Consider the following 19,543-nt stretch of genomic DNA (forward strand, 5'->3'; position numbering starts at 1 on the left):
ATCGATCAGGAAGCGTTACACCATTCGGTCGCGGTGTCAACCGCGCGGCGTCGCTGCCCTCAGCAGGTTCAGCTGGCGTTCGGCGAAGGCGCGCAGTTCGTCGTGCCCCTGGGTGACGCCGACGGCGCGTTCGTTGCACAGGCTGCGGGCGGTCTGCGCGATCAGCATCGAGATCGCCACCGGCGGGTACTCCTCGAGATCGAAGCCGTTGGCCCGCAGCACCATCGTGACGGCCGCCGTCTCGATGTCGCGCACGCGTTCGGCGTAGGCCTTCAGCTCCGCGCCGATGTCCTTGCGGTGGTTGGCCAGCGCCATGAATTCGGCATTGAGCGTGGTCAGAGCGGGATCGCTGTTCATCAGCCACAGCGCCTGCAGCGGGTCGTCCTCGGCCAGCAGGGCGCGCATGCGCGCCAGCGCGGCGTCGGCGCCGGCGCGCAGCACCGCGACGAACAGGGCGTCCATGGTGGGGAAGTAGTAGTAGACGAGCGCCTGTTTGACCCCGGCCTCGGCGGCCACCCGACGGGAGGTGGCCGCGGCGTAGCCCTCGTCGCGCATGATCCGGGCGGTCGCCTCGATGAGCTTGCCGCGCGCCCCCTCGTTGCTTGACCGGTTCGGGCTGTCCGTGGTACGCATACCGCATCCTAGCAATTTGGTCGATCGATCAAGTATCGAAAGGTTCTGGACCCGTGACCGGTGTCGCCGACGTCGACTACTTCAGCGACCCGCACGTCGCGCAGGATCCCTACGAGTACTGGGACTATCTGCGCGACCAGGGGCCCGTGTTCGGCGAGCCGCACCACGGGGTGGTGGCCGTCACCGGCTACCAGGAGGTGCTCGCGGCTTTCAAGGATTCCGATTCGTTCTCCGCGGTCAACGCGATCGGCGGCCCGTTTCCGCCGCTGCCGTTCACCCCGGAGGGCGACGACATCAGCGAGCAGATCGAGGCGCATCGCCACGAGTTCCCGATCTTCGAGCACATGGTCGTCATGGACCCGCCCGAGCACGACAAGGCCCGTTCCCTGTTGGGGCGGCTGCTGACGCCGCGCCGGCTGCAGGAGAACAAGGACTACATCTGGCAGTTGGCCGATCGGCAGTTCGACGAGTTCATCGCCAACGGCCGCTGCGAATTCCTCGGCGAGTACGCCAAGCCGTTCGCGACGCTGGCGATCGCCGATCTGCTCGGGGTGCCCGACGGGGATCGCGCGCAGATCCGCCGCAACCTTGGCGCCGGCAACGCACCGGGCGCGCGGGTCGGCGCCCTGGATCACGAGCCCGTCGGCAGCAACCCGCTGCAGTACCTCGACGACCTGTTCAGCGGCTACCTCGCCGAGCGTCGCGAACGCCCGCGCGAGGATGTGCTCACCGGCCTGGCCACCGCCACCTACCCCGACGGCTCGACACCCCCGCTGCTGGAGGTGGTGCGCCCGGCGACGTTCCTGTTCGCCGCCGGACAGGAGACCGTGACCAAGCTGCTCAGCTCGGCGGTGCAAGTGCTCGGTGACCGGCCCGAGTTGCAGGAGCGGCTGCGCACCGACCGCGGCCTCGTCGGCGCATTCATCGAGGAGGCGCTGCGCATGCAGAGCCCGACCAAGGTCGACTTCCGGCTGGCCCGCAAGACCACCACGCTGGGCGGGGTGCGCATCCCGGCCGGCACCGTGCTGATGCTGTGCCTGGGCGCGGCCAACCGTGATCCGCGAAAGTTCGACAACCCCAACGAGTTCCGGATCGACCGCAAGAACGTGCGCGAGCACATCGCCTTCGGCCGCGGCATCCACACCTGCGCCGGCGCCCCGCTGGCGCGGGTGGAAGGGCAGATCACCATCAACCGGTTGCTCGACCGCACGCGCGACGTCGCGATCAGCGCGGCCGAGCACGGTCCGCCCACCGACCGCCACTACCGCTACGAGCCCACGTTTTTGCTGCGCGGGCTCACCGAGCTGCACATCGAGTTCACCCCGGTGGACTGAGCGTTACCGCAGGATCCTGGCGTACAGCAGGCTGTCCTGCGGCTCGGGGCCCATGGTGGGGTAGACGGCGTGCCGCGCCAGCCGCCCCTCCAGGACGAAACCGGCGTGCTCGAGTAGGCGCGCCGAGCGCTCGTTGTCGGGGCTGCACGTCGCCCAGACCCGGTACACCGTGGGGTCGGCGTCCAGCGCGGTCAGCAGCAGCTCGAGCACCTCGGACATGTAGCCCTTGCCCCACCACCGCCGGCCGAGGCAGTAGCCGATCTCGACCGAGTGCGGCACGGGGCGCCGGCAGCTGGCCAGCCCGATGACGTCGCCGCGGTGCTTCAGAGCGATCGCCCAGGTGCGCTCCTCGCCGCTGGCGTTGAGCTTTTCGGCGATCACCCGCCGCGTCGCGGCAACGTTGAGGTGCGGCGCCCACAGCAGGTACTTGGTGACCGCGGGATCGCGGGCGACCCGCTGGAACAACGCGCCGGCGTCGTCGAGCACCGGCGGGCGCAGTACCAGCCGCGGCCCCGCGATGCGGTCGGGCGGGTAGGCGACCATCGCGTCAGAGGCCGAGCGCTTGATAGGTCCGGCGGACGAACTTCGGTTGCGCCGTACGAAGTTTCGCGAGCGACGTGTTGCCCGCGACGGCCGTGGCCGCGTCCACGGTCAGGTCGGGCAGGTTCTGGATCAGATACAGCAGGATCAGACCGTCGGCGGACGGGTCGGCCTGCCACCACGTGCCGTAGGCGCCCGGCCAGCTGAACGTCCCGGGCCCGCCGGGCCCGAACAGCGGTGTGGCCTTGGCCGGGTCCGTCACCACCGACAGGTTCAGCCCGAAGCCGCGGCCGACCCAGTACGGCGCGCCCAAAAAGTTGTGGCGCTTCTGCTCGTCGGTGAGCCGGTCGGTCCGCATCAGGCGCACCGACTCGGCCGAGAGCACCCGCACCCCGTCGACCGTCCCGTCGTCCAGCAGCATCCGCACGAACCGCAGGTAGTCGTCGGCCGTCGACCACAGCCCGCCGCCGGCGTTGCAAAACGACGGCGGCGTGATGTGCGGCGGGCCCATGACGCCGTGCTGCAGCTCGTGCTCGTCGGTGAGCCGGTACATCGTCGCCGCGCGCCGGCGCGCCTCGGTGGACACGAAGAAACCGGTGTCGGGCATGCCCGCCGGGCCGAGCACCCGCTCGTCGAGAACCTCGTGGAACGGCTTGCCGTCGACGCGAGAAGCTATGACGCCCAACAGGTCTATGGCGTGGCTGTAGGTGACCCGCTCGCCGGGCTGATGCACCAGCGGCAGCTCGGCCAGCCCGGCGAGCCAGGCGTCCGGCCCCTGGTGGAACGGCAGCCGCATGTAGGCCTTCGCGATCGGCCCGGACACCGAGAACGCGTAGGCCAGGCCGCTGGTGTGGGTGAGCAGGTCCTCGATCAGGATCGCGCGGCGCAGCGGATGCGTGCGGTCCAGCGGGCCGTGCGGGTCGTCGAGCACCCGCACGTCGGCCAGCTCCGGGGCCCACCGCACGACCGGGTCCTTCAGCGACAGCTTGCCCTCGTCGACCTGGCTCATCACCGCGGCGACGGTGACCGGCTTGGTCATCGAGGCGACGCGAAACAGCGTGTCGCGCTGCATCGGCAGGCGCGCGTCGATGTCGCGGTACCCGATCTCGTTGACCTGCAGCAGTTCTCCGCGCTGCCAGACCATCGTCACCGCACCGGCGAGCAGTCCGGCGTCGCACACCTCGCGGATGGAGGCCTGATTGACGTCCAGATTCACGCTGTTCAGGTTAGTGGGCGCCGCGTCGTGGCCGACCGGCGCCAACCTAGGCCGCATGCAGGTCGGCGAGTTTGATCGCGATCCGGGTTTCGACCTCGCTGAGGTCCACCCGGGGACGCCCGGGCGCCGGTGGCGCACCGGATTGATAACGGGCACCTGTGGGAGTGACGAATTCCGCAGTGTGGCAACCCATTTCGTCCACTGACGTCGTGACGCGCCAGCCCGCCGCCTCCTTGGCGTAGTTGCATAGCTCGCACGATCCCAGCCCGTTGGCCGCGGTGGTCGGGCCGCCGCGGTGGCTCGGTTCGGCGTGGTCGCGGTGGCGGATCGGGGCGTCGCAGTAGGGGGTGCGACAGCGTTGATCGCGCAAGCCGATGAACGTCGCCAGCCCCTTCGGGAAGCAGCGCGCCCGCGACTCCATAGTGAGCAGGGCTCCCGAGCGGGGATGCCGGTAGAGGCGACGCAGCGTGGCCCGGGACCGCTCATCGGCGACCGCGTCGCTCACCAGGTGGCGGGCGACCGCCGCCGGGATCGGGCCGTAGCCGTCGACCACCGCGGCGCTGTCGTCGTTACCCAGCAGCGTCTCGTCGGAGAGGCCCAGGTTGACCGCGATCGGTTCGGCCACCTCGGCGGGTCGCCCGGTGACCCGCTCGACCAGCGTGTCGGCCATCACCTGGCCGCGGGAGCGGCCGTCGAACGTGGTGTCGGCCGCGCGCTTGAGCGCCGCGTACACCGCCACGCCCTTGGCCACGGGAAGGAGCGCCGACACCCAGGTCATGGTGTCGGGGGCCGGCCGGATCGTCACCGTGCGTTCGGATTCGGCCTTCGCCGCCCGATCGACCACCGCCTGCGCGTTGAGCCGGTAGGCGATCGCCCGGGCCGCCGCCGCGATGCGCGCATCACCCATCCCGTCCAGCTTCGCCCCGTCGGCACACATCTCGGCGTCCAGCGCGCGGCGGTCCTCGACGTCCAGGCACGCCGATTCCCGCACGATCAGGGTGGCCCGCCACTCCGACAACCGCCCCGCCTCGAGTGCGGCGAGCGTATGCGGCATCTCGTGCACGAGGGCTTTGGCGAATCCGAGATGCCGCCCTCCCCGCGCCGGGGAATCCCGTCGCGCCAGGGCGATCTCGCTGGCCACCCCGCGCCCGCGCTGGGCGGCCGGAACTCCCGCGTCGGCCTCGTTGGAGCGGCGCAGCGCTTCGAACGCCGCGGCCGCGTGCGCCTGGCCCGCGGCGGCCGCCGACTTGACCGCCTCCAGCTCGGCGATCCGCGCGATCAGCGCGGCCTCGTCGGCGTGCGGATCAACCGCGGCGAGTCCCCGGGATTCGAACATGTGTTCGACACTACCACACCGTCCGTCGGGCTCGACTCGGTGCCACCAACCGCGACCGCTACTCGGCTACCACCCGAAGGCCGCGACATGACCACGGCCGACGAGCGTGGCTAGCCTGTTTCGGGCCGCGCATCACGGTGGGGGGGCGCCGTTGGTGCCGGGGGAGCCGGGGGTGCCGGGGCCGGCGCCGGGTGAGCCGGCATTGCCGGGCGTGCCGGAGCCGCCGCCGTTGTCGTCCCCGGGCTGACCGGCGGCGCCGCCGGCGCTGTTCCCGGTTCCGCCAGTGCCGGCATTGCCCCCGAAACCGCCGACGCTGTTGGGTCCGGGACTCAACGAGTCACCGCCGTTGCCGCCGTTGCCACCGTTAGCGCCGTAGCCGCCGAAGCCGTTGCCGCCGTTGCCGCCGCCGCCGCTGGGCTGGGTGGGGCTGCCGGCACCGCCGGTGCCTCCGGCCCCGCCGGCCCCGCCACTCGTGGGGGCGTTGCCGCCGTTTCCGCCGTTTCCGCCGTTGCCCGACCCGGCGGCGGTGCCGCCCGTGCCGCCGGACAGTCCGTAGCCGGGGTTGCCGCCGTTGCCGCCGTTGCCGCCGGTCCCTCCGGGCGCTTGGTCGGAGGCCGCACCGCCGGTGCCGCCCTGACCGCCGGCCCCGCCGAGGCTGCCATCGCCGGCGTTGCCGCCGGTGCCGGCGTTACCGGTGCCCGCCGCGTTCGTCACGTTACCGCCGTTGCCGCCCGCGCCGCCGTTCTTGCCGTAAGCACCGTTGCCGCCTTGGCCGCCGTTGCCGCCCGCTTGGGTGCCGTTGGCCGCGCCGCCGGTGCCGCCCTGTCCGCCGGCCCCGCCGACGGTGGCAGCGGCGCCGTCCGCGCCGTTACCGGCGTTGCCCAGCGCGGAGTCGCCGCCGTTGCCGCCGGAACCGCCGGTGCCGCCGAAGCCGCCGTCACCTCCCTGACCGCCGTTGCCGCCCGCCTGGGTGGCCGAGGCCGCGCCGCCGGTGCCGCCCTGACCGCCGGTGGGGGCCGCACCGCCGGCGGCGCCGGCGCCGCCGTTGCCGCCGGTGCCCGACCCGGCGGCGCTGCCGCCGTTGCCGCCGGCTCCGCCCCCGCCGGCGCCGAACACGAAGCCGCCGCCATTGCCGCCTTGACCGCCGGTACCGCCCGGCTCGGTGGCGGTGGCCGCGCCGCCGTCACCGCCCACGCCGCTGGCACCGGCGTTGCTGCCGACCCCACCGATCCCGCCGGCCCCGCCGTTGCCGGACGGGCCCAGCGCCTTGCCGCCGTTGCCGCCCTTGCCGCCGCCGCTGCCGCTGCCCGGTGCCCCGCCGGTGCCGCCGACGGCGGACGCCCCGGGGCCGCTGGTGCCGCCGTGGCCGCCGTTACCGCCCTGGGTGGCGGCCCCGCCGGCCCCGCCGTCTCCGGCGTTGCCGAGCGCGGAGTTGCCGCCGTTGCCGCCGTTGCCGCCGTGGCCGCCGCCGCCCCCGCTGCCGCCGTTGCCGCCGTTTTGGTTGATGCCGCCGCTGGCCGCGCCGTCGGCGCCGTTAGTGGCGGCGCCGCCCGCGCCGCCGGCGCCGCCGGTCCCGCCGGTGGCTGACCCGCCGGCGTTGCCGCCGTTGCCCCCGTTACCGCCGCCCCCGCCATTGCCGCCGTTGCCGCCGTTGCCGCCGGCCCCTGCGGCGGCCGTGGCCGAGGCCGCACCGCCGGCGCCGGCCGCGCCGGCGTTTCCGGCGTGACCACCGGCGCCGCCGTCGCCGCCGTTGCCGGGGTTGCCCAGCGCGGAGTTGCCGCCGTTGCCGCCGTTACCGAATGCCCCTCCGCTGTTGGCATTGCCGCCGTTGCCGCCCGCGCCGCCCTGGACGGTGGCCGAGGCCGCACCCCCGGCGCCGCCCGCGCCGCCGTCGCCGCCGTCCCCATCCGCACCGGCCGCACCGCCGAGCCCGCCGTCGCCCGACCCGGCGGCGTTGCCGCCGTTGCCGCCGTTACCGCCGGTGCCGCCGCCGCCCCCGCCGAAGTGGCCGGTGCCGCCGTTACCTCCGGCGCCGGCCGCGGCGCCGGCCGAGGCCGCACCGCCGGCGCCACCCGCGCCGCCGTTGCCGGCGTGACCGCCGGCGCCGCCGTCGCCGCCGGCCCCGCCGTTACCCGACCCGGCGGCGTTGCCGCCGTAGCCGCCGTTGCCGAATCCGCCGCCGTAGGTGGGGTCGCCGCCGTTGCCGCCATGGCCGCCCGCCTGGGTGGCCGAGGCCGCGCCGCCGACGCCGCCCGCGCCGCCGTCGGTGCCGGCGCCGCCGTGAGTTCCGGCGCCGCCGGACCCGCCATTGCCGGATGGGCCCAGCGCGTTGCCGCCGTTGCCGCCGATGCCGCCTTCGCCCCCGCCATAGCTGCCACCGCCGCCGTTGCCGCCGTGGCCGCCCGCCTGGGTGGCCGAGGCCGCACCACCGTCCCCGCCCGCGCCACCGGTCCCGGCCGCAACACCGACGCCGGCGTCGCCGCCGTTGCCGCCGTTGCCCAGTGCGGAGTCGCCACCGTTGCCGCCGTTACCGAATCCACCGCCGTAGCCGCCAGTGCCGCCATTGCCGCCGTTGCCGCCGGTGCCGCCGTTGCTGCCCCGCGCGCCGTTACCGCCGGCAGTGCTCACGCCGCCGGCGCCGCCGTTGCCGCCGTTACCGGACCCGGTGGCGTTGCCGCCGTTGCCGCCGGTGCCGGCGTCGCCGCCGCCTCCGCCATCGCCGCCGTTGCCGCCGTTGCCGCCAGCCTGGGTGGCCGAGCCCGCACCCGCGGCGCCGGCCGCGCCGCCATTGCCGGCCAGGCCGCCGTTGCCGCCGACTCCGCCGTTGCCGCCGTTGCCCAGCGCGGAATTGCCGCCATTGCCGCCCCAGTTGCTGTATCCACCGGCGTAGCCGCCGTCACCGCCGTCGCCGCCGTTGCCGCCCGCCTGGGTGGCCGAGGCCGCACCGCCGGCACCGCCCGCGCCACCGTCACTTCCGTTGCCCAGGGAGCCGCCGGCACCGCCGGTCCCGCCGCTGCCGGACCCGGCGGCGTTGCCTCCGTTGCCGCCGACACCGCCATTGCTCCCGCCCCAGATGCCGGTGCCGCCGGCACCGCCGTTGCCGCCGGGATCAGTGGCGGTGGCCGCGGCGCCCGCGCCGCCGGCGCCGTTGGTGCCCTGGTTGCCGCCGGCCCCGCCGGCGCCGCCCGTCCCGCCGCTATTGGCCGCGCCCAGCGCGTTACCGCCGTTACCGCCGTTGCCGCCGACGCCGCCGCCGCCGTAGTAGTCGCCGGATCCGCCGCCGTTGCCGCCGATGCCGCCCGGCCCACTGGTGCCACCGTCGCCACCGTTGCCGGCGGCCCCGCCGGCCCCGCCGACCCCGCCGTTACCGGGGGTGCCCGACGCGGAGTCGCCGCCGTTGCCGCCGTTGCCCGCATTGCCGCCGTAGCCGCCTTGGCCGCCGGCGCCGCCGTTGTGGCCGGCGGCGGTGGTGGCCCCTCCTCCTCCGCCGCTGCCGCCCTGGCCGCCGGCGCCGCCGGTGCCGCCGAGCCCGCCGGCGCCCGACCCGACGGCGTTGCCGCCATTGCCGCCGGTGCCACCGTTGCCGGCGAGGCCGCCGGTGCCGCCGCTATTGCCGGCGCCGCCGGCTACCACCGAGGTGGAGTTGTCGACGCCGCTGCCGCCGTTGCCGCCGGTCCCGCCCTGGCCGCCGGCCCCGCCGTTGCTGGAGCCCAGGCCCACGCCGCCCGCACCGCCGTTACCCGCGTTGCCGCCCTGGCCGGCGGCGATTGTCGCGGTGCCCGCCGCGCCCTGCCCGCCGTCACCGCCGGCGCCGCCGGCGCCGCCGTCGCCGTGCGCGCCCGCCTGCCCGAACATCGACGAGGCGTGGCCACCGGCGCCGCCCACGCCGCCACCGCCGCCGCCACCGCCGGTGCCCCCGCTACCACCGACGGTGCCCCCGCCGGTAACACCCGTCCCGCCGTTTCCGCCGCCGCCGCCGACGCCGCCCTGGCCGCCGGTCCCGCCCGCGCCGAACACCAGCCCACCGTTGCCCCCGACCCCGCCGATACCGGCCGTGCCGCCGTCACCGCCCGTGCCGCCGGTGGGGTTGGCCAGGTTTCCCAGCGCGCCCGCCGCACCGGGCGCGCCGGCCCCGCCGACACCGCCGGACCCGCCGTTGCCGAAGAGCATCGCGTTGCCGCCGAGCCCGCCCGTCCCCCCGTTGACATTGGGCCCACCGACACCGCCGGCCCCACCCGCTCCGCCGTTGCCCCACAAATAGCCCCCGAGGCCCCCGACGCCGCCGGAGCCGCCGCCGACCCCACCCGTGCCGCCGATCCCGCCAGTACCGATCAGCCCCGCCCGACCACCCGGCCCGCCGACCCCGCCCGGCGCCCCCGAACCTCCGGCGCCGCCATTGCCGATCAAGATCCCGCCCGGCCCGCCGGCGTGTCCGGTGCCCGGCGCCCCATCCGTGCCATTGCCGATCAGCGGCCGCCCCAACAACACATTGGTGGGTGCGTTGATCACCGCGAGAACGTCTTGCTCCAACGTCTGCAACGGCGACGCGCTCGCCGCCTCGGTGGCCCCATAGACACCACCGGCGCTGGTCAGCGCCTGCACGAACTCGGCGTGGAACCGCGCCGCCTGCGCGGCGACAGACTGATAGTCCTGGGCGTAGCTGCCGAACACTCCCGCGATCGCCGTCGATACCTCGTCCTGGGCCGCCGCCAAAATCTGCGCCGTCGACCCCGCGGCGGCCGCGTTGGCCGCTCCGACCGACGAACCGATCCCCGCCAAATCCGCCGACGCCGACGTCAACACCTCAGGAGCAACCACCACGAACGACGACATGGACGCCTCCTTGGCCGCACGGAGTGCAAGTGCGTCGACTGTACGCTCGACCAGGGGCGCGTCAACCATGATTGGGGCTTTTGCTGCGGTACGTTCCTGGGCGCGAAGAACAGGCGCTAGCGCCGTTGCGCGCGGACGTACCAGAAGGCCATTTCGACCGGGCTCCCGTCCACCTCGCGGCGCACGGCCGCCGGTTCCAGCGATTCGATGTCCCAGCCGGCGCCGCCGAGGACGTCGCGCAGCGTCGGCTCGGACACCGAAGGCCGCGGCCAATCCGCCTCAGGGTTGGCGTCGGAGAAGCAACTGATGAGCAACGTGGCGCCCGGCCTGGTCGCCCGATGCGCAGCGGCGGCGTAGCTGTGCTTGCCCTCGTCGTCGAGGCAGTGGAACATGCCGCTGTCGACGATGGTGTCGAACGCGTCGGCGTAGCCCTCGAGGCTGGTGGAATCGGTCACCGCGAATTTCACGTCGACTCCGGCGTCGGCGGCGCGCCGCTCGGCGGTGATCAGCGCGGTGGGGGAGATGTCCAGCCCGGTGACGCGATAGCCGTTTGCGGCCAGGTAGATGGCGTTGTCGCCGAGGCCGCAGCCGATGTCGAGCACGTCGCCGTGGACCCAGCCGCCGGTGTGCCAGGCGATGACATTTTCCTTGGGCGCCTTGGTATCCCACGGCGGTGCGGTCATCGGTGGGATCCCCGGCGCGGGGCTCTCGCCTCGGTAAAGCGCGTCGAAGTCCATCCGCTGCAATCCGGACGGAAACCCGGAAAGATTAGAGCCTGTCATTTTCGACAGGGTAGGCCGGAATGCTACGCTGCCCGGCAGTCGACATCCTTTAACGATCCGTCCAGAGAGGCGGAGAAGGAGGTCAGGTCTCGCATGGGTGACGCCAACGGCAGGGAACTGATGTCCGCGGCCGACGTGAGCCGCACCATTTCCCGCATCGCGCACCAAATAATCGAAAAGACCGCACTCGACGGCTCCGGCGGGACCCCGGTGGTGCTGCTGGGGATCCCGACGCGCGGCGTGATCCTGGCGCAGCGGCTGGCCGCCAACATCGGCGAATTCAGCGGGGTGCACGTCGCCCACGGCGCCCTCGACATCACGCTCTACCGCGACGACCTGATGCAAAAGCCCCCGCGGCCCCTGGAGGCGACCTCGATCCCCGCCGGCGGCATCGACGACGCGCTGGTGATCCTCGTCGACGACGTGCTCTACTCCGGCCGGTCGGTGCGCTCGGCGCTGGACGCATTGCGCGACATCGGGCGCCCGCGGGCCGTGCAACTGGCGGTGCTGGTGGACCGCGGCCACCGCGAATTGCCGCTGCGCGCCGACTATGTCGGTAAGAACGTACCGACCTCGCGCGGCGAAAGCGTGCACGTCCTGCTGAGCGAGCACGATGGCCGCGACGCGGTGGTGATCTCGCGATGACGCGGCATCTGCTGGCCGCCGGCGATCTGAGCCGCGACGACGCCACCGCCATCCTCGACGACGCCGACCGCTTCGCGCAGGCCCTGGTGGGCCGCGAGATCAAGAAGCTGCCGACGCTGCGTGGGCGCACCGTCGTCACCATGTTCTACGAGAACTCGACCCGCACCCGGGTGTCCTTCGAGGTGGCCGGCAAGTGGATGAGTGCCGACGTGATCAACGTCAGCGCCGCCGGATCGTCGGTGGGCAAGGGCGAGTCGCTGCGCGACACCGCGCTGACGCTGCGGGCCGCCGGCGCCGACGCGCTGGTCATCCGGCACCCGGCATCGGGGGCCGCGCACCTGCTGGCCGACTGGACCGCCCATGACCACGACGGCCCGTCGGTGATCAATGCCGGCGACGGCACCCACGAGCACCCCACCCAGGCGCTGCTGGACGCGCTGACCGTCCGCCAGCGCCTCGGGGCCATCGAGGGTCGCCGCGTCGTGATCGTGGGCGACATCCTGCACAGCCGGGTGGCCCGCTCCAACGTTCATCTGCTGGCCACCCTGGGCGCCGAGGTGGTGCTGGTCGCGCCGCCCACGCTGTTGCCGGTCGGGGTCGAGGGCTGGCCGGCGACCGTCTCCTACGACTTCGACGCCGAGCTGCCCGCCGCCGACGCCGTGCTGATGCTGCGGGTGCAGGCCGAGCGGATGAACGGCGGCTTCTTCCCCTCGGTACGCGAGTACTCGGTCCGCTACGGGCTTTCCGAGCGGCGCCAGGCGATGCTGCCCGGTCACGCCGTGGTGCTCCACCCGGGGCCGATGGTGCGGGGCATGGAGATTTCGTCCACGGTGGCCGACTCGTCGCAATCGGCGGTGCTGCAACAGGTTTCGAACGGGGTGCATGTGCGCATGGCGGTGCTGTTCCACGTCCTGGTGGGCGCGCAGGAAATGGCGGCATGAGTGTGCTGATCCGCGGTGTGCGGCCCTACGGCGAGGGCGACGGCGTCGACGTGCTGGTCGAGGATGGCCAGATCGCCGAAATCGGTGCGGGGCTGCCGATCCCCGACACGGCCGACGTCATCGACGCGACCGGCCAGGTGCTGCTGCCCGGGTTCGTCGATTTGCACACCCACCTGCGCGAGCCGGGCCGCGAATACGCCGAGGACATCGAAACCGGCTCGGCGGCGGCGGCTTTGGGTGGTTATACGGCGGTGTTCGCGATGGCCAACACCACGCCGGTCGCCGACAGCCCGGTGGTCACCGACCACGTCTGGCATCGCGGCCGGCAGGTCGGGCTGGTCGACGTGCATCCCGTCGGCGCGGTCACCGTCGGCCTGGCAGGCGCCGAGCTCACCGAGATGGGCATGATGGCCGCCGGCGCCGCGCAGGTGCGGATGTTCTCCGACGACGGTGTGTGCGTGCACGACCCGCTGATCATGCGCCGCGCCCTCGAGTACGCGACCGGCCTGGGGGTGCTCATCGCCCAGCACGCCGAGGAGCCGCGGCTAACCGTCGGCGCCGTCGCCCACGAGGGACCCACGGCCGCGCGGCTGGGACTGGCGGGCTGGCCGCGAGCAGCCGAGGAATCGATCGTGGCGCGCGACGCGCTGCTCGCCCGCGACGCCGGCGCCCGGGTGCACATCTGCCACGCGTCGACCGCGGGCACCGTCGAGATCCTCAAATGGGCCAAGGGGCAAGGCATTTCGATCACAGCCGAGGTCACCCCGCACCACCTGCTGCTCGACGACACCCGGCTGGCCGGCTACCAGGGCGTGAACCGGGTGAACCCGCCGCTGCGCGAGGCCGCCGACGCCCTCGCGCTGCGTCAGGCGCTGGCCGACGGGGTGATCGACTGCGTGGCCACCGACCACGCCCCGCACGCCGAGCACGAGAAATGCGTCGAGTTCGGGGCGGCGCGACCCGGCATGCTGGGGCTGCAGACGGCGCTGTCGGTGGTGGCGCAGACGATGGTGGCACCCGGCCTGTTGACGTGGCGCGACGTCGCGCGGGTAATGAGCGAGAACCCCGCCCGCATCGTCGGGCTGCCCGATCACGGCCGCCCACTGGAGGTGGGGGAGCCGGCCAACCTGACCGTGGTGGACCCGGACGCCACGTGGACCGTCGCCGGGTCGGACCTGGCCAGCCGCTCGGCCAACACGCCGTATGAGTCGATGACGCTGCCGGCCACCGTGACCGCCACAGTGCTGCGCGGGAAGGTCACCGCTCGGGACGGGAAGAGCCCGGCATGAACTCGGCAACGCTGGCGGGGTCGCTGATCTTCGCGGCCGTGCTGGTGGTAGTGATCGCGGTGCTCATCCAGCTGACGATGCGCGGCTGGAGGGGCCGCTCGGAGCGACAGGCGGAGCTGATCGGGGATCTGCCCGGCATCCCCCAGCGGGTGGGTACGGCGAGCATCACGACCCGTGGCCACTACTGCGGTTCCATGATGGCTCCGGATTGGAGCGAGCGGATCGCCGTCGGTGACCTGGGCTACCGCAGCAAGGCGGTGCTGACTCGCTATCCCGAGGGCATCATGCTGGAACGGATTCGGGCGCAACCGATTTGGATTCCACAAGAATCAATCCGGGCTATCCGTCTGGAGCGCCGAATGTCCGGCAGGGTCGGGGCTCGCATTGGCATATTGGCGATCCGGTGGCGGGTGCCGTCGGGCGCCGAAATCGATATCGGGTTTCGGGCAAACCACCGCGACGAATACACCGCGTGGCTCGGGCCGCAGGAGGGAGCTGCACGTGGATAAAGCGGTACTGGTCCTCGAGGACGGCCGCGTCTTTACCGGGAAGCCGTTCGGCAAAATCGGCCAGACGCTCGGGGAGGCCGTGTTTTCCACCGGCATGTCCGGCTATCAGGAGACGCTGACCGATCCCAGTTATCACCGGCAGATCGTGGTGGCCACGGCGCCGCAGATCGGCAACACCGGCTGGAACGGCGAGGACGGCGAGAGCCGCGGCGACAAGATCTGGGTCGCCGGTTATGCGGTGCGCGACCCGTCGCCGCGCCCGTCGAACTGGCGCGCCACCGGCACGTTGGAGGACGAGCTGGACCGCCAGGGCGTCGTGGGGATCGCCGGCATCGACACCCGGGCGGTGGTGCGCCACCTGCGCAGCCGCGGCTCGATGAAGGCCGGCGTCTTCTCGGGGACCGCCCTGGCCGAACCGCAGGAGCTGCTCCAGCGGGTGCGGGGCCAGCAGTCGATGCTGGGCGCCGACCTGGCCGGCGAGGTCAGCACCGACGGCGGCTACGTCGTCGAACCCGAAGCGCCGCACCGATTCACGGTGGCCGCGCTGGACCTGGGCATCAAGACCAACACCCCGCGCAATTTTGCGCGGCGCGGCATCCGCAGCCACGTGCTGCCCGCGTCGGCGACCTTCGAGCAGATCACCGAGATCAGGCCCGACGGCGTGTTCCTGTCCAACGGCCCCGGCGACCCCGCCACCGCCGACCACGTCGTGGCGCTCACCCGCGAGGTGCTGAACGCCGGAATCCCTTTGTTCGGCATCTGTTTCGGCAACCAGATCTTTGGCCGGGCGCTGGGCCTGTCCACCTACAAGATGGTCTTCGGCCACCGCGGCATCAACATCCCGGTCATCGACCACGCCACGGGGCGGGTCGCGGTGACCGCGCAGAACCACGGCTTCGCGCTGGAAGGGGAGGCGGGTCAGTCCTTCGACACGCCGTTCGGCCCGGCGATCGTCAGCCATACCTGCGCCAACGACGGCGTGGTCGAGGGCGTCAAACTCAGGGACGGGCGGGCGTTTTCGGTGCAATATCACCCGGAGGCCGCCGCCGGCCCGCACGATGCGAACTACCTGTTCGACCAATTCGTCGACCTGATGGAGCCTCAGCGATGACGCCACCCCCCGCGCCACCCCCGACGCCACCCCCCGCGAGCGTGCGTGTTTGTACGACGACACGCCGCGGATCGCGTACAAATGCGGACCCTCGCGCCGAGGAAGGAAGCCGCTAGTGCCACGGCGGACAGATCTCAACCACGTACTGGTGATCGGCTCGGGACCGATCGTGATCGGCCAGGCGTGCGAGTTCGACTACTCGGGCACGCAGGCCTGCCGGGTCCTGCGGGCCGAGGGCCTACAGGTCAGCCTGGTCAACTCCAACCCGGCGACCATCATGACCGACCCCGAGTACGCCGACCACACCTACGTCGAGCCGATCACCGCCGCCTTCGTGGAGAAGGTGATCGCCCAGCAGGCCGAGCGCGGCAACAAGATTGACGCCCTGCTGGCCACGCTGGGCGGCCAGACCGCACTCAACACCGCGGTCGCGCTGTACGAGAACGGGGCCTTGGACCGCCACGGCGTCGAGCTGATCGGCGCCGACTTCGACGCCATCCAGCGCGGCGAGGACCGGCAGCGGTTCAAGGACATCGTCGCCAAGGTCGGCGGCGAATCCGCCCGCAGCCGGGTGTGTTTCACCATGGACGAGGTCCGCGAAACGGTGGCCGAACTCGGCCTGCCGGTGGTGGTGCGGCCCAGCTTCACCATGGGCGGTCTGGGTTCGGGGATGGCGCGATCCGTCGAGGAGGTCGACCGGATGGCCGGCGCCGGGCTGGCCGAAAGCCCCAGCGCCAACGTGCTCATCGAGGAATCGATCTACGGCTGGAAGGAATTCGAGCTCGAGCTGATGCGCGACGGCAACGACAACGTCGTCGTGGTGTGTTCGATCGAGAACGTCGACCCGATGGGCGTGCACACCGGCGATTCGGTCACGGTCGCGCCGGCGATGACGCTCACCGACCGGGAATACCAACGGATGCGCGACCTCGGCATCGCGATCCTGCGCGAGGTCGGCGTGGACACCGGGGGCTGCAACATCCAGTTCGCGATCAATCCGGCCGACGGCCGGCTGATCGTCATCGAGATGAACCCCCGGGTGTCGCGGTCGAGCGCGCTGGCGTCGAAGGCCACCGGCTTCCCCATTGCCAAGATCGCCGCCAAACTCGCCATCGGCTACACCCTCGACGAGATCGTCAACGACATCACCAAGGAGACGCCGGCGTGCTTCGAGCCCACGCTGGACTACGTCGTGGTCAAGGCGCCGCGGTTCGCGTTCGAGAAATTCCCCGGTGCCGACCCGACCCTGACCACCACGATGAAATCGGTCGGCGAGGCAATGTCGTTGGGCCGCAACTTTGTCGAGGCTCTGGGCAAGGTGATGCGGTCGCTGGAAAGCGACCGGGCCGGGTTCTGGACCAAGCCGGATCCCGACGGCGGCGCTCCGGAGGTGCTGACCCGGCTGCAGACCCCGACCGAGGGCCGGCTCTACGACATCGAGCTGGCGCTGCGGCTGGGCGCCTCGGTGGAAGACGTCGCGCGCGCTTCGGGCGTCGACCCGTGGTTCGTCGCGCAGATCGGCGAGCTGGTCGGGCTCCGCGCGGAGCTGGTCGCCGCACCGGTGCTCGACGCGGGGCTGCTGCGGCAGGCCAAGCACTGCGGGCTCTCGGACCGCCAGCTCGCCGCGCTGCGCCCGGAATTGGCCGGGGAGGGCGGGGTCCGGTCGCTGCGGGAGCGCCTCGGCATCCACCCGGTGTACAAGACGGTGGACACCTGCGCGGCGGAATTCGAGGCCAAGACCCCCTACCACTACAGCAGCTACGAGCTGGACCCCGCCGCCGAGACCGAGGTGGCCCCGCAGGCCGACAGGCCCAAGGTCTTGATCCTCGGGTCGGGGCCCAACCGGATCGGTCAGGGCATCGAATTCGACTACAGCTGCGTGCACGCGGCGACCACGTTGAGCCAGGCCGGATTCGAGACCGTCATGGTCAACTGCAACCCCGAGACCGTGTCCACCGACTACGACACCGCCGACCGGCTGTACTTCGAGCCGCTGACCTTCGAGGACGTCCTGGAGGTGTTCCACGCCGAAACCCAGTCCGGCGCAGGCGGTCCCGGGGTCGTCGGCGTCATCGTGCAGCTGGGCGGCCAGACCCCGCTCGGGCTGGCGCAGCGGCTCTTCGACGCGGGGGTGCCGATCGTGGGCACCCCGCCGGAGGCCATCGACCTGGCCGAGGACCGCGGCGCCTTCGGCGACGTGCTGGCCACCGCCGGGCTTCCCGCACCGAAGTACGGCACCGCAACGACTTTCGACCAAGCCCGCCGGATCGCCGACGAGATCGGCTATCCGGTGCTGGTGCGCCCGTCGTACGTGCTGGGGGGCCGGGGCATGGAGATCGTCTACGACGAGGAGACGCTCAGGGGCTACATCACCCGCGCCACCGCGCTCTCACCCGAGCACCCGGTGCTCGTCGACCGCTTCCTCGAGGACGCGGTGGAGATCGACGTCGACGCGCTGTGCGACGGGGCCGAGGTATACATCGGCGGCATCATGGAGCACATCGAGGAGGCCGGCATCCACTCCGGCGACTCGGCCTGCGCGCTGCCCCCGGTCACGTTGGGCCGCAGCGACATCGAAAAGGTGCGCCGCGCCACTGAGGCCATCGCCCACGGCATCGGTGTGGTCGGGTTGCTCAACGTGCAGTACGCGCTGAAGGACGACGTGCTCTACGTCCTGGAGGCCAACCCGCGGGCGAGCCGCACAGTGCCGTTCGTGTCCAAGGCCACTGCGATCCCGCTGGCCAAGGCGTGCGCCCGAATCATGCTGGGCGCCACCATTGCCCAGCTGCGAGACGAGGGCATGCTGGCCGCCTCCGGGGACGGCGCTCACGCGCCGCCGCACGCGCCGATCGCGGTCAAGGAGGCCGTGCTGCCGTTCCACCGGTTCCGGCGGGCCGACGGCGAGGGCATCGACTCGCTGCTGGGCCCGGAGATGAAGTCGACCGGCGAGGTGATGGGTATCGATCGCGACTTCGGCAGCGCCTTCGCCAAGTCCCAGACCGCCGCCTACGGATCGCTGCCGGCCTCCGGGACGATATTCGTTTCGGTGGCCAACCGGGACAAGCGGTCACTGGTGTTCCCGGTGAAGCGGCTGGCCGACTTGGGATTTCGCGTCCTGGCCACCGAGGGAACCGCGGAGATGTTGCGGCGCAACGGTATTCCCTGCGAGGAGGTGCGCAAGCATTTCGAGTCGCCGCAGCCGGGTCGCCCGGCGATGTCGGCCGTCGACGCGATCAGGGCCGGTGACGTCAACATGGTGATCAACACGCCCTACGGCAACTCGGGCCCGCGCATCGACGGCTACGAGATCCGCTCGGTGGCCGTGTCGGTCAACATCCCGTGCGTCACCACGGTGCAGGGCGCGTCGGCCGCCGTGCAGGGCATCGAGGCGGGAATCCGCGGCGACATCGGCGTGCGGTCGCTACAGGAGCTGCACAGCGCGATGGGCGCGCAGTGACGGGATTTGGAGCCCGGCTGGCCGCGGCGAAACTGGCCCGCGGGCCACTGTGCCTGGGCATCGACCCGCACCCCGAGCTGCTGCGGGCCTGGGACCTGCCCACCACGGCCGACGGGCTCGCCGCGTTCTGCGACACCTGCATCGAAGCCTTCTCCGGGTTCGCGGTGGTCAAGCCCCAGGTGGCGTTCTTCGAGGCCTACGGCGCCGCCGGATACGCGGTGCTGGAACGCACCATCGCCGCGCTGCGCTCGGCCGGGGTACTGGTGCTGGCCGACGCCAAGCGGGGGGACATCGGGACGACGATGGCGGCCTACGCCGCGGCCTGGGCGGGCGATTCGCCGTTGGCCGCCGACGCGGTGACCGCCTCGCCCTATCTCGGGTTCGGCTCGCTGCGGCCGCTGCTCGAGGCCGCCGCGGCCCACGATCGCGGGGTGTTCGTACTGGCGGCCACCTCCAACCCGGAGGGCGGCACCGTGCAGCGCGCGACGTTCGACGGCCGCACGGTGTCTCAGCTGATCGTCGACCAGGCGGCGGTGGTCAACCGGTCCGCCACCCCGACCGAGCCCGGATACGTCGGCGTGGTGCTCGGCGCGACGGTGTTCGAAGCGCCCGACGTGCGCGAGCTGGGCGGGCCGGTGCTGGTCCCCGGTGTCGGGGTGCAGGGCGGGCGGCCCGAGGCGCTCGGCGGCCTGGGCGGGGCCGCTCCGGGCCAGCTGCTGCCCGCGGTCGCGCGGGAGGTGCTGCGGGCCGGGCCCGACGTGTCGGACCTGCGCGCGGCGGCCGAACGGATGCTGGACGCCGTCGCGTATCTGTCTGCCCTGTAGGCGCTGCCGTTTGGGTGTGAACCCTGGGCTTCGGCAGTGAATCGTGGGCGGAAAAATCGCCCGGATGCCACCCTGCGCTCACACTGAAAGCCC

Annotated in this window: 14 protein-coding genes; 8 read left to right on the plus strand and 6 right to left on the minus strand. The window is 72.6% G+C overall.

The window, feature by feature from the left end:
- Nucleotides 1-36 precede the first annotated feature (36 nt).
- The gene (locus AC5Y43_RS02345; RefSeq protein WP_499968891.1) at nucleotides 37-633 is read right to left on the minus strand and encodes a TetR/AcrR family transcriptional regulator; all 597 of its coding nucleotides are present in this window, start codon (nucleotides 631-633) and stop codon (nucleotides 37-39) included.
- Between the two features lie 53 nt (nucleotides 634-686).
- Between AC5Y43_RS02345 and AC5Y43_RS02350 the strand changes: the two genes are divergently transcribed.
- Nucleotides 687-1,967: a cytochrome P450 gene (locus AC5Y43_RS02350; protein WP_499968893.1), complete on the plus strand. Its 1,281-nt coding sequence runs from the start codon at nucleotides 687-689 to the stop codon at nucleotides 1,965-1,967.
- Between the two features lie 3 nt (nucleotides 1,968-1,970).
- On the opposite strand, the gene AC5Y43_RS02355 is transcribed toward AC5Y43_RS02350, so the two are convergent.
- The 5 genes from AC5Y43_RS02355 to AC5Y43_RS02375 form a co-directional block, all read right to left on the minus strand.
- Nucleotides 1,971-2,510, minus strand: a complete 540-nt coding sequence (locus AC5Y43_RS02355) for a GNAT family N-acetyltransferase (RefSeq protein WP_499968896.1) — start codon at nucleotides 2,508-2,510, stop codon at nucleotides 1,971-1,973.
- Between the two features lie 4 nt (nucleotides 2,511-2,514).
- Nucleotides 2,515-3,723 (minus strand): serine hydrolase domain-containing protein, encoded by a 1,209-nt coding sequence (locus tag AC5Y43_RS02360; protein ID WP_499968899.1) that lies wholly within the window; start codon nucleotides 3,721-3,723, stop codon nucleotides 2,515-2,517.
- A gap of 46 nt (nucleotides 3,724-3,769) precedes the next feature.
- A complete protein-coding gene (locus AC5Y43_RS02365; RefSeq protein WP_499968901.1) occupies nucleotides 3,770-5,059 on the minus strand; it encodes an HNH endonuclease in 1,290 nt (429 codons plus the stop codon).
- A 132-nt stretch (nucleotides 5,060-5,191) separates the two neighbouring features.
- On the minus strand, nucleotides 5,192-9,892 hold the full coding sequence (locus AC5Y43_RS02370) for a PE family protein (protein ID WP_499968903.1): 4,701 nt from the start codon (nucleotides 9,890-9,892) through the stop codon (nucleotides 5,192-5,194).
- A 116-nt stretch (nucleotides 9,893-10,008) separates the two neighbouring features.
- Complete coding sequence (locus AC5Y43_RS02375) at nucleotides 10,009-10,638, minus strand: class I SAM-dependent methyltransferase (RefSeq protein ID WP_499969383.1); 630 nt, start codon at nucleotides 10,636-10,638, stop codon at nucleotides 10,009-10,011.
- A gap of 129 nt (nucleotides 10,639-10,767) precedes the next feature.
- Between AC5Y43_RS02375 and pyrR the strand changes: the two genes are divergently transcribed.
- The 7 genes from pyrR to pyrF all read left to right on the plus strand — a co-directional run bounded on the left by pyrR (nucleotide 10,768) and on the right by pyrF (nucleotide 19,450).
- A complete protein-coding gene (gene pyrR, locus AC5Y43_RS02380) occupies nucleotides 10,768-11,319 on the plus strand; it encodes a bifunctional pyr operon transcriptional regulator/uracil phosphoribosyltransferase PyrR (RefSeq protein WP_499968905.1) in 552 nt (183 codons plus the stop codon).
- Nucleotides 11,316-12,260 carry an aspartate carbamoyltransferase catalytic subunit gene (locus tag AC5Y43_RS02385; protein ID WP_499968908.1) on the plus strand — a complete coding sequence of 315 codons (945 nt, stop codon included), beginning with the start codon at nucleotides 11,316-11,318 and terminating at the stop codon, nucleotides 12,258-12,260. Before pyrR ends, AC5Y43_RS02385 begins: the two co-directional genes overlap by 4 nt.
- Nucleotides 12,257-13,549 carry a dihydroorotase gene (locus tag AC5Y43_RS02390; RefSeq protein WP_499968911.1) on the plus strand — a complete coding sequence of 431 codons (1,293 nt, stop codon included), beginning with the start codon at nucleotides 12,257-12,259 and terminating at the stop codon, nucleotides 13,547-13,549. Before AC5Y43_RS02385 ends, AC5Y43_RS02390 begins: the two co-directional genes overlap by 4 nt.
- Nucleotides 13,546-14,058, plus strand: a complete 513-nt coding sequence (locus tag AC5Y43_RS02395) for a PH-like domain-containing protein (RefSeq protein WP_499968913.1) — start codon at nucleotides 13,546-13,548, stop codon at nucleotides 14,056-14,058. The genes AC5Y43_RS02390 and AC5Y43_RS02395 overlap by 4 nt, the downstream gene beginning before the upstream one ends.
- Nucleotides 14,051-15,169, plus strand: a complete 1,119-nt coding sequence (gene carA, locus AC5Y43_RS02400; RefSeq protein ID WP_499968916.1) for a glutamine-hydrolyzing carbamoyl-phosphate synthase small subunit — start codon at nucleotides 14,051-14,053, stop codon at nucleotides 15,167-15,169. Before AC5Y43_RS02395 ends, carA begins: the two co-directional genes overlap by 8 nt.
- Nucleotides 15,170-15,284: 115 nt before the next feature.
- Nucleotides 15,285-18,626: a carbamoyl-phosphate synthase large subunit gene (carB, locus tag AC5Y43_RS02405; RefSeq protein WP_499968918.1), complete on the plus strand. Its 3,342-nt coding sequence runs from the start codon at nucleotides 15,285-15,287 to the stop codon at nucleotides 18,624-18,626.
- A complete protein-coding gene (gene pyrF / locus AC5Y43_RS02410) occupies nucleotides 18,623-19,450 on the plus strand; it encodes an orotidine-5'-phosphate decarboxylase (RefSeq protein WP_499968920.1) in 828 nt (275 codons plus the stop codon). The genes carB and pyrF overlap by 4 nt, the downstream gene beginning before the upstream one ends.
- Nucleotides 19,451-19,543: the final 93 nt, after the last annotated feature.

The organism is Mycobacterium sp. NGS57 (assembly GCF_059812405.1).

Excerpts from the sequence above, each read along its gene's own strand:
- AC5Y43_RS02345 (WP_499968891.1), bottom strand. The coding sequence starts at position 633 with ATGCGTACCACGGACAGCCCGAACCGGTCAAGCAACGAGGGGGCGCGC.
- AC5Y43_RS02355 (WP_499968896.1), bottom strand. The coding sequence starts at position 2,510 with ATGGTCGCCTACCCGCCCGACCGCATCGCGGGGCCGCGGCTGGTACTG.
- AC5Y43_RS02365 (WP_499968901.1), bottom strand. The coding sequence starts at position 5,059 with ATGTTCGAATCCCGGGGACTCGCCGCGGTTGATCCGCACGCCGACGAG.
- AC5Y43_RS02370 (WP_499968903.1), bottom strand. The coding sequence starts at position 9,892 with ATGTCGTCGTTCGTGGTGGTTGCTCCTGAGGTGTTGACGTCGGCGTCG.
- pyrR (WP_499968905.1), top strand. The coding sequence starts at position 10,768 with ATGGGTGACGCCAACGGCAGGGAACTGATGTCCGCGGCCGACGTGAGC.
- AC5Y43_RS02385 (WP_499968908.1), top strand. The coding sequence starts at position 11,316 with ATGACGCGGCATCTGCTGGCCGCCGGCGATCTGAGCCGCGACGACGCC.
- AC5Y43_RS02390 (WP_499968911.1), top strand. The coding sequence starts at position 12,257 with ATGAGTGTGCTGATCCGCGGTGTGCGGCCCTACGGCGAGGGCGACGGC.
- AC5Y43_RS02395 (WP_499968913.1), top strand. The coding sequence starts at position 13,546 with ATGAACTCGGCAACGCTGGCGGGGTCGCTGATCTTCGCGGCCGTGCTG.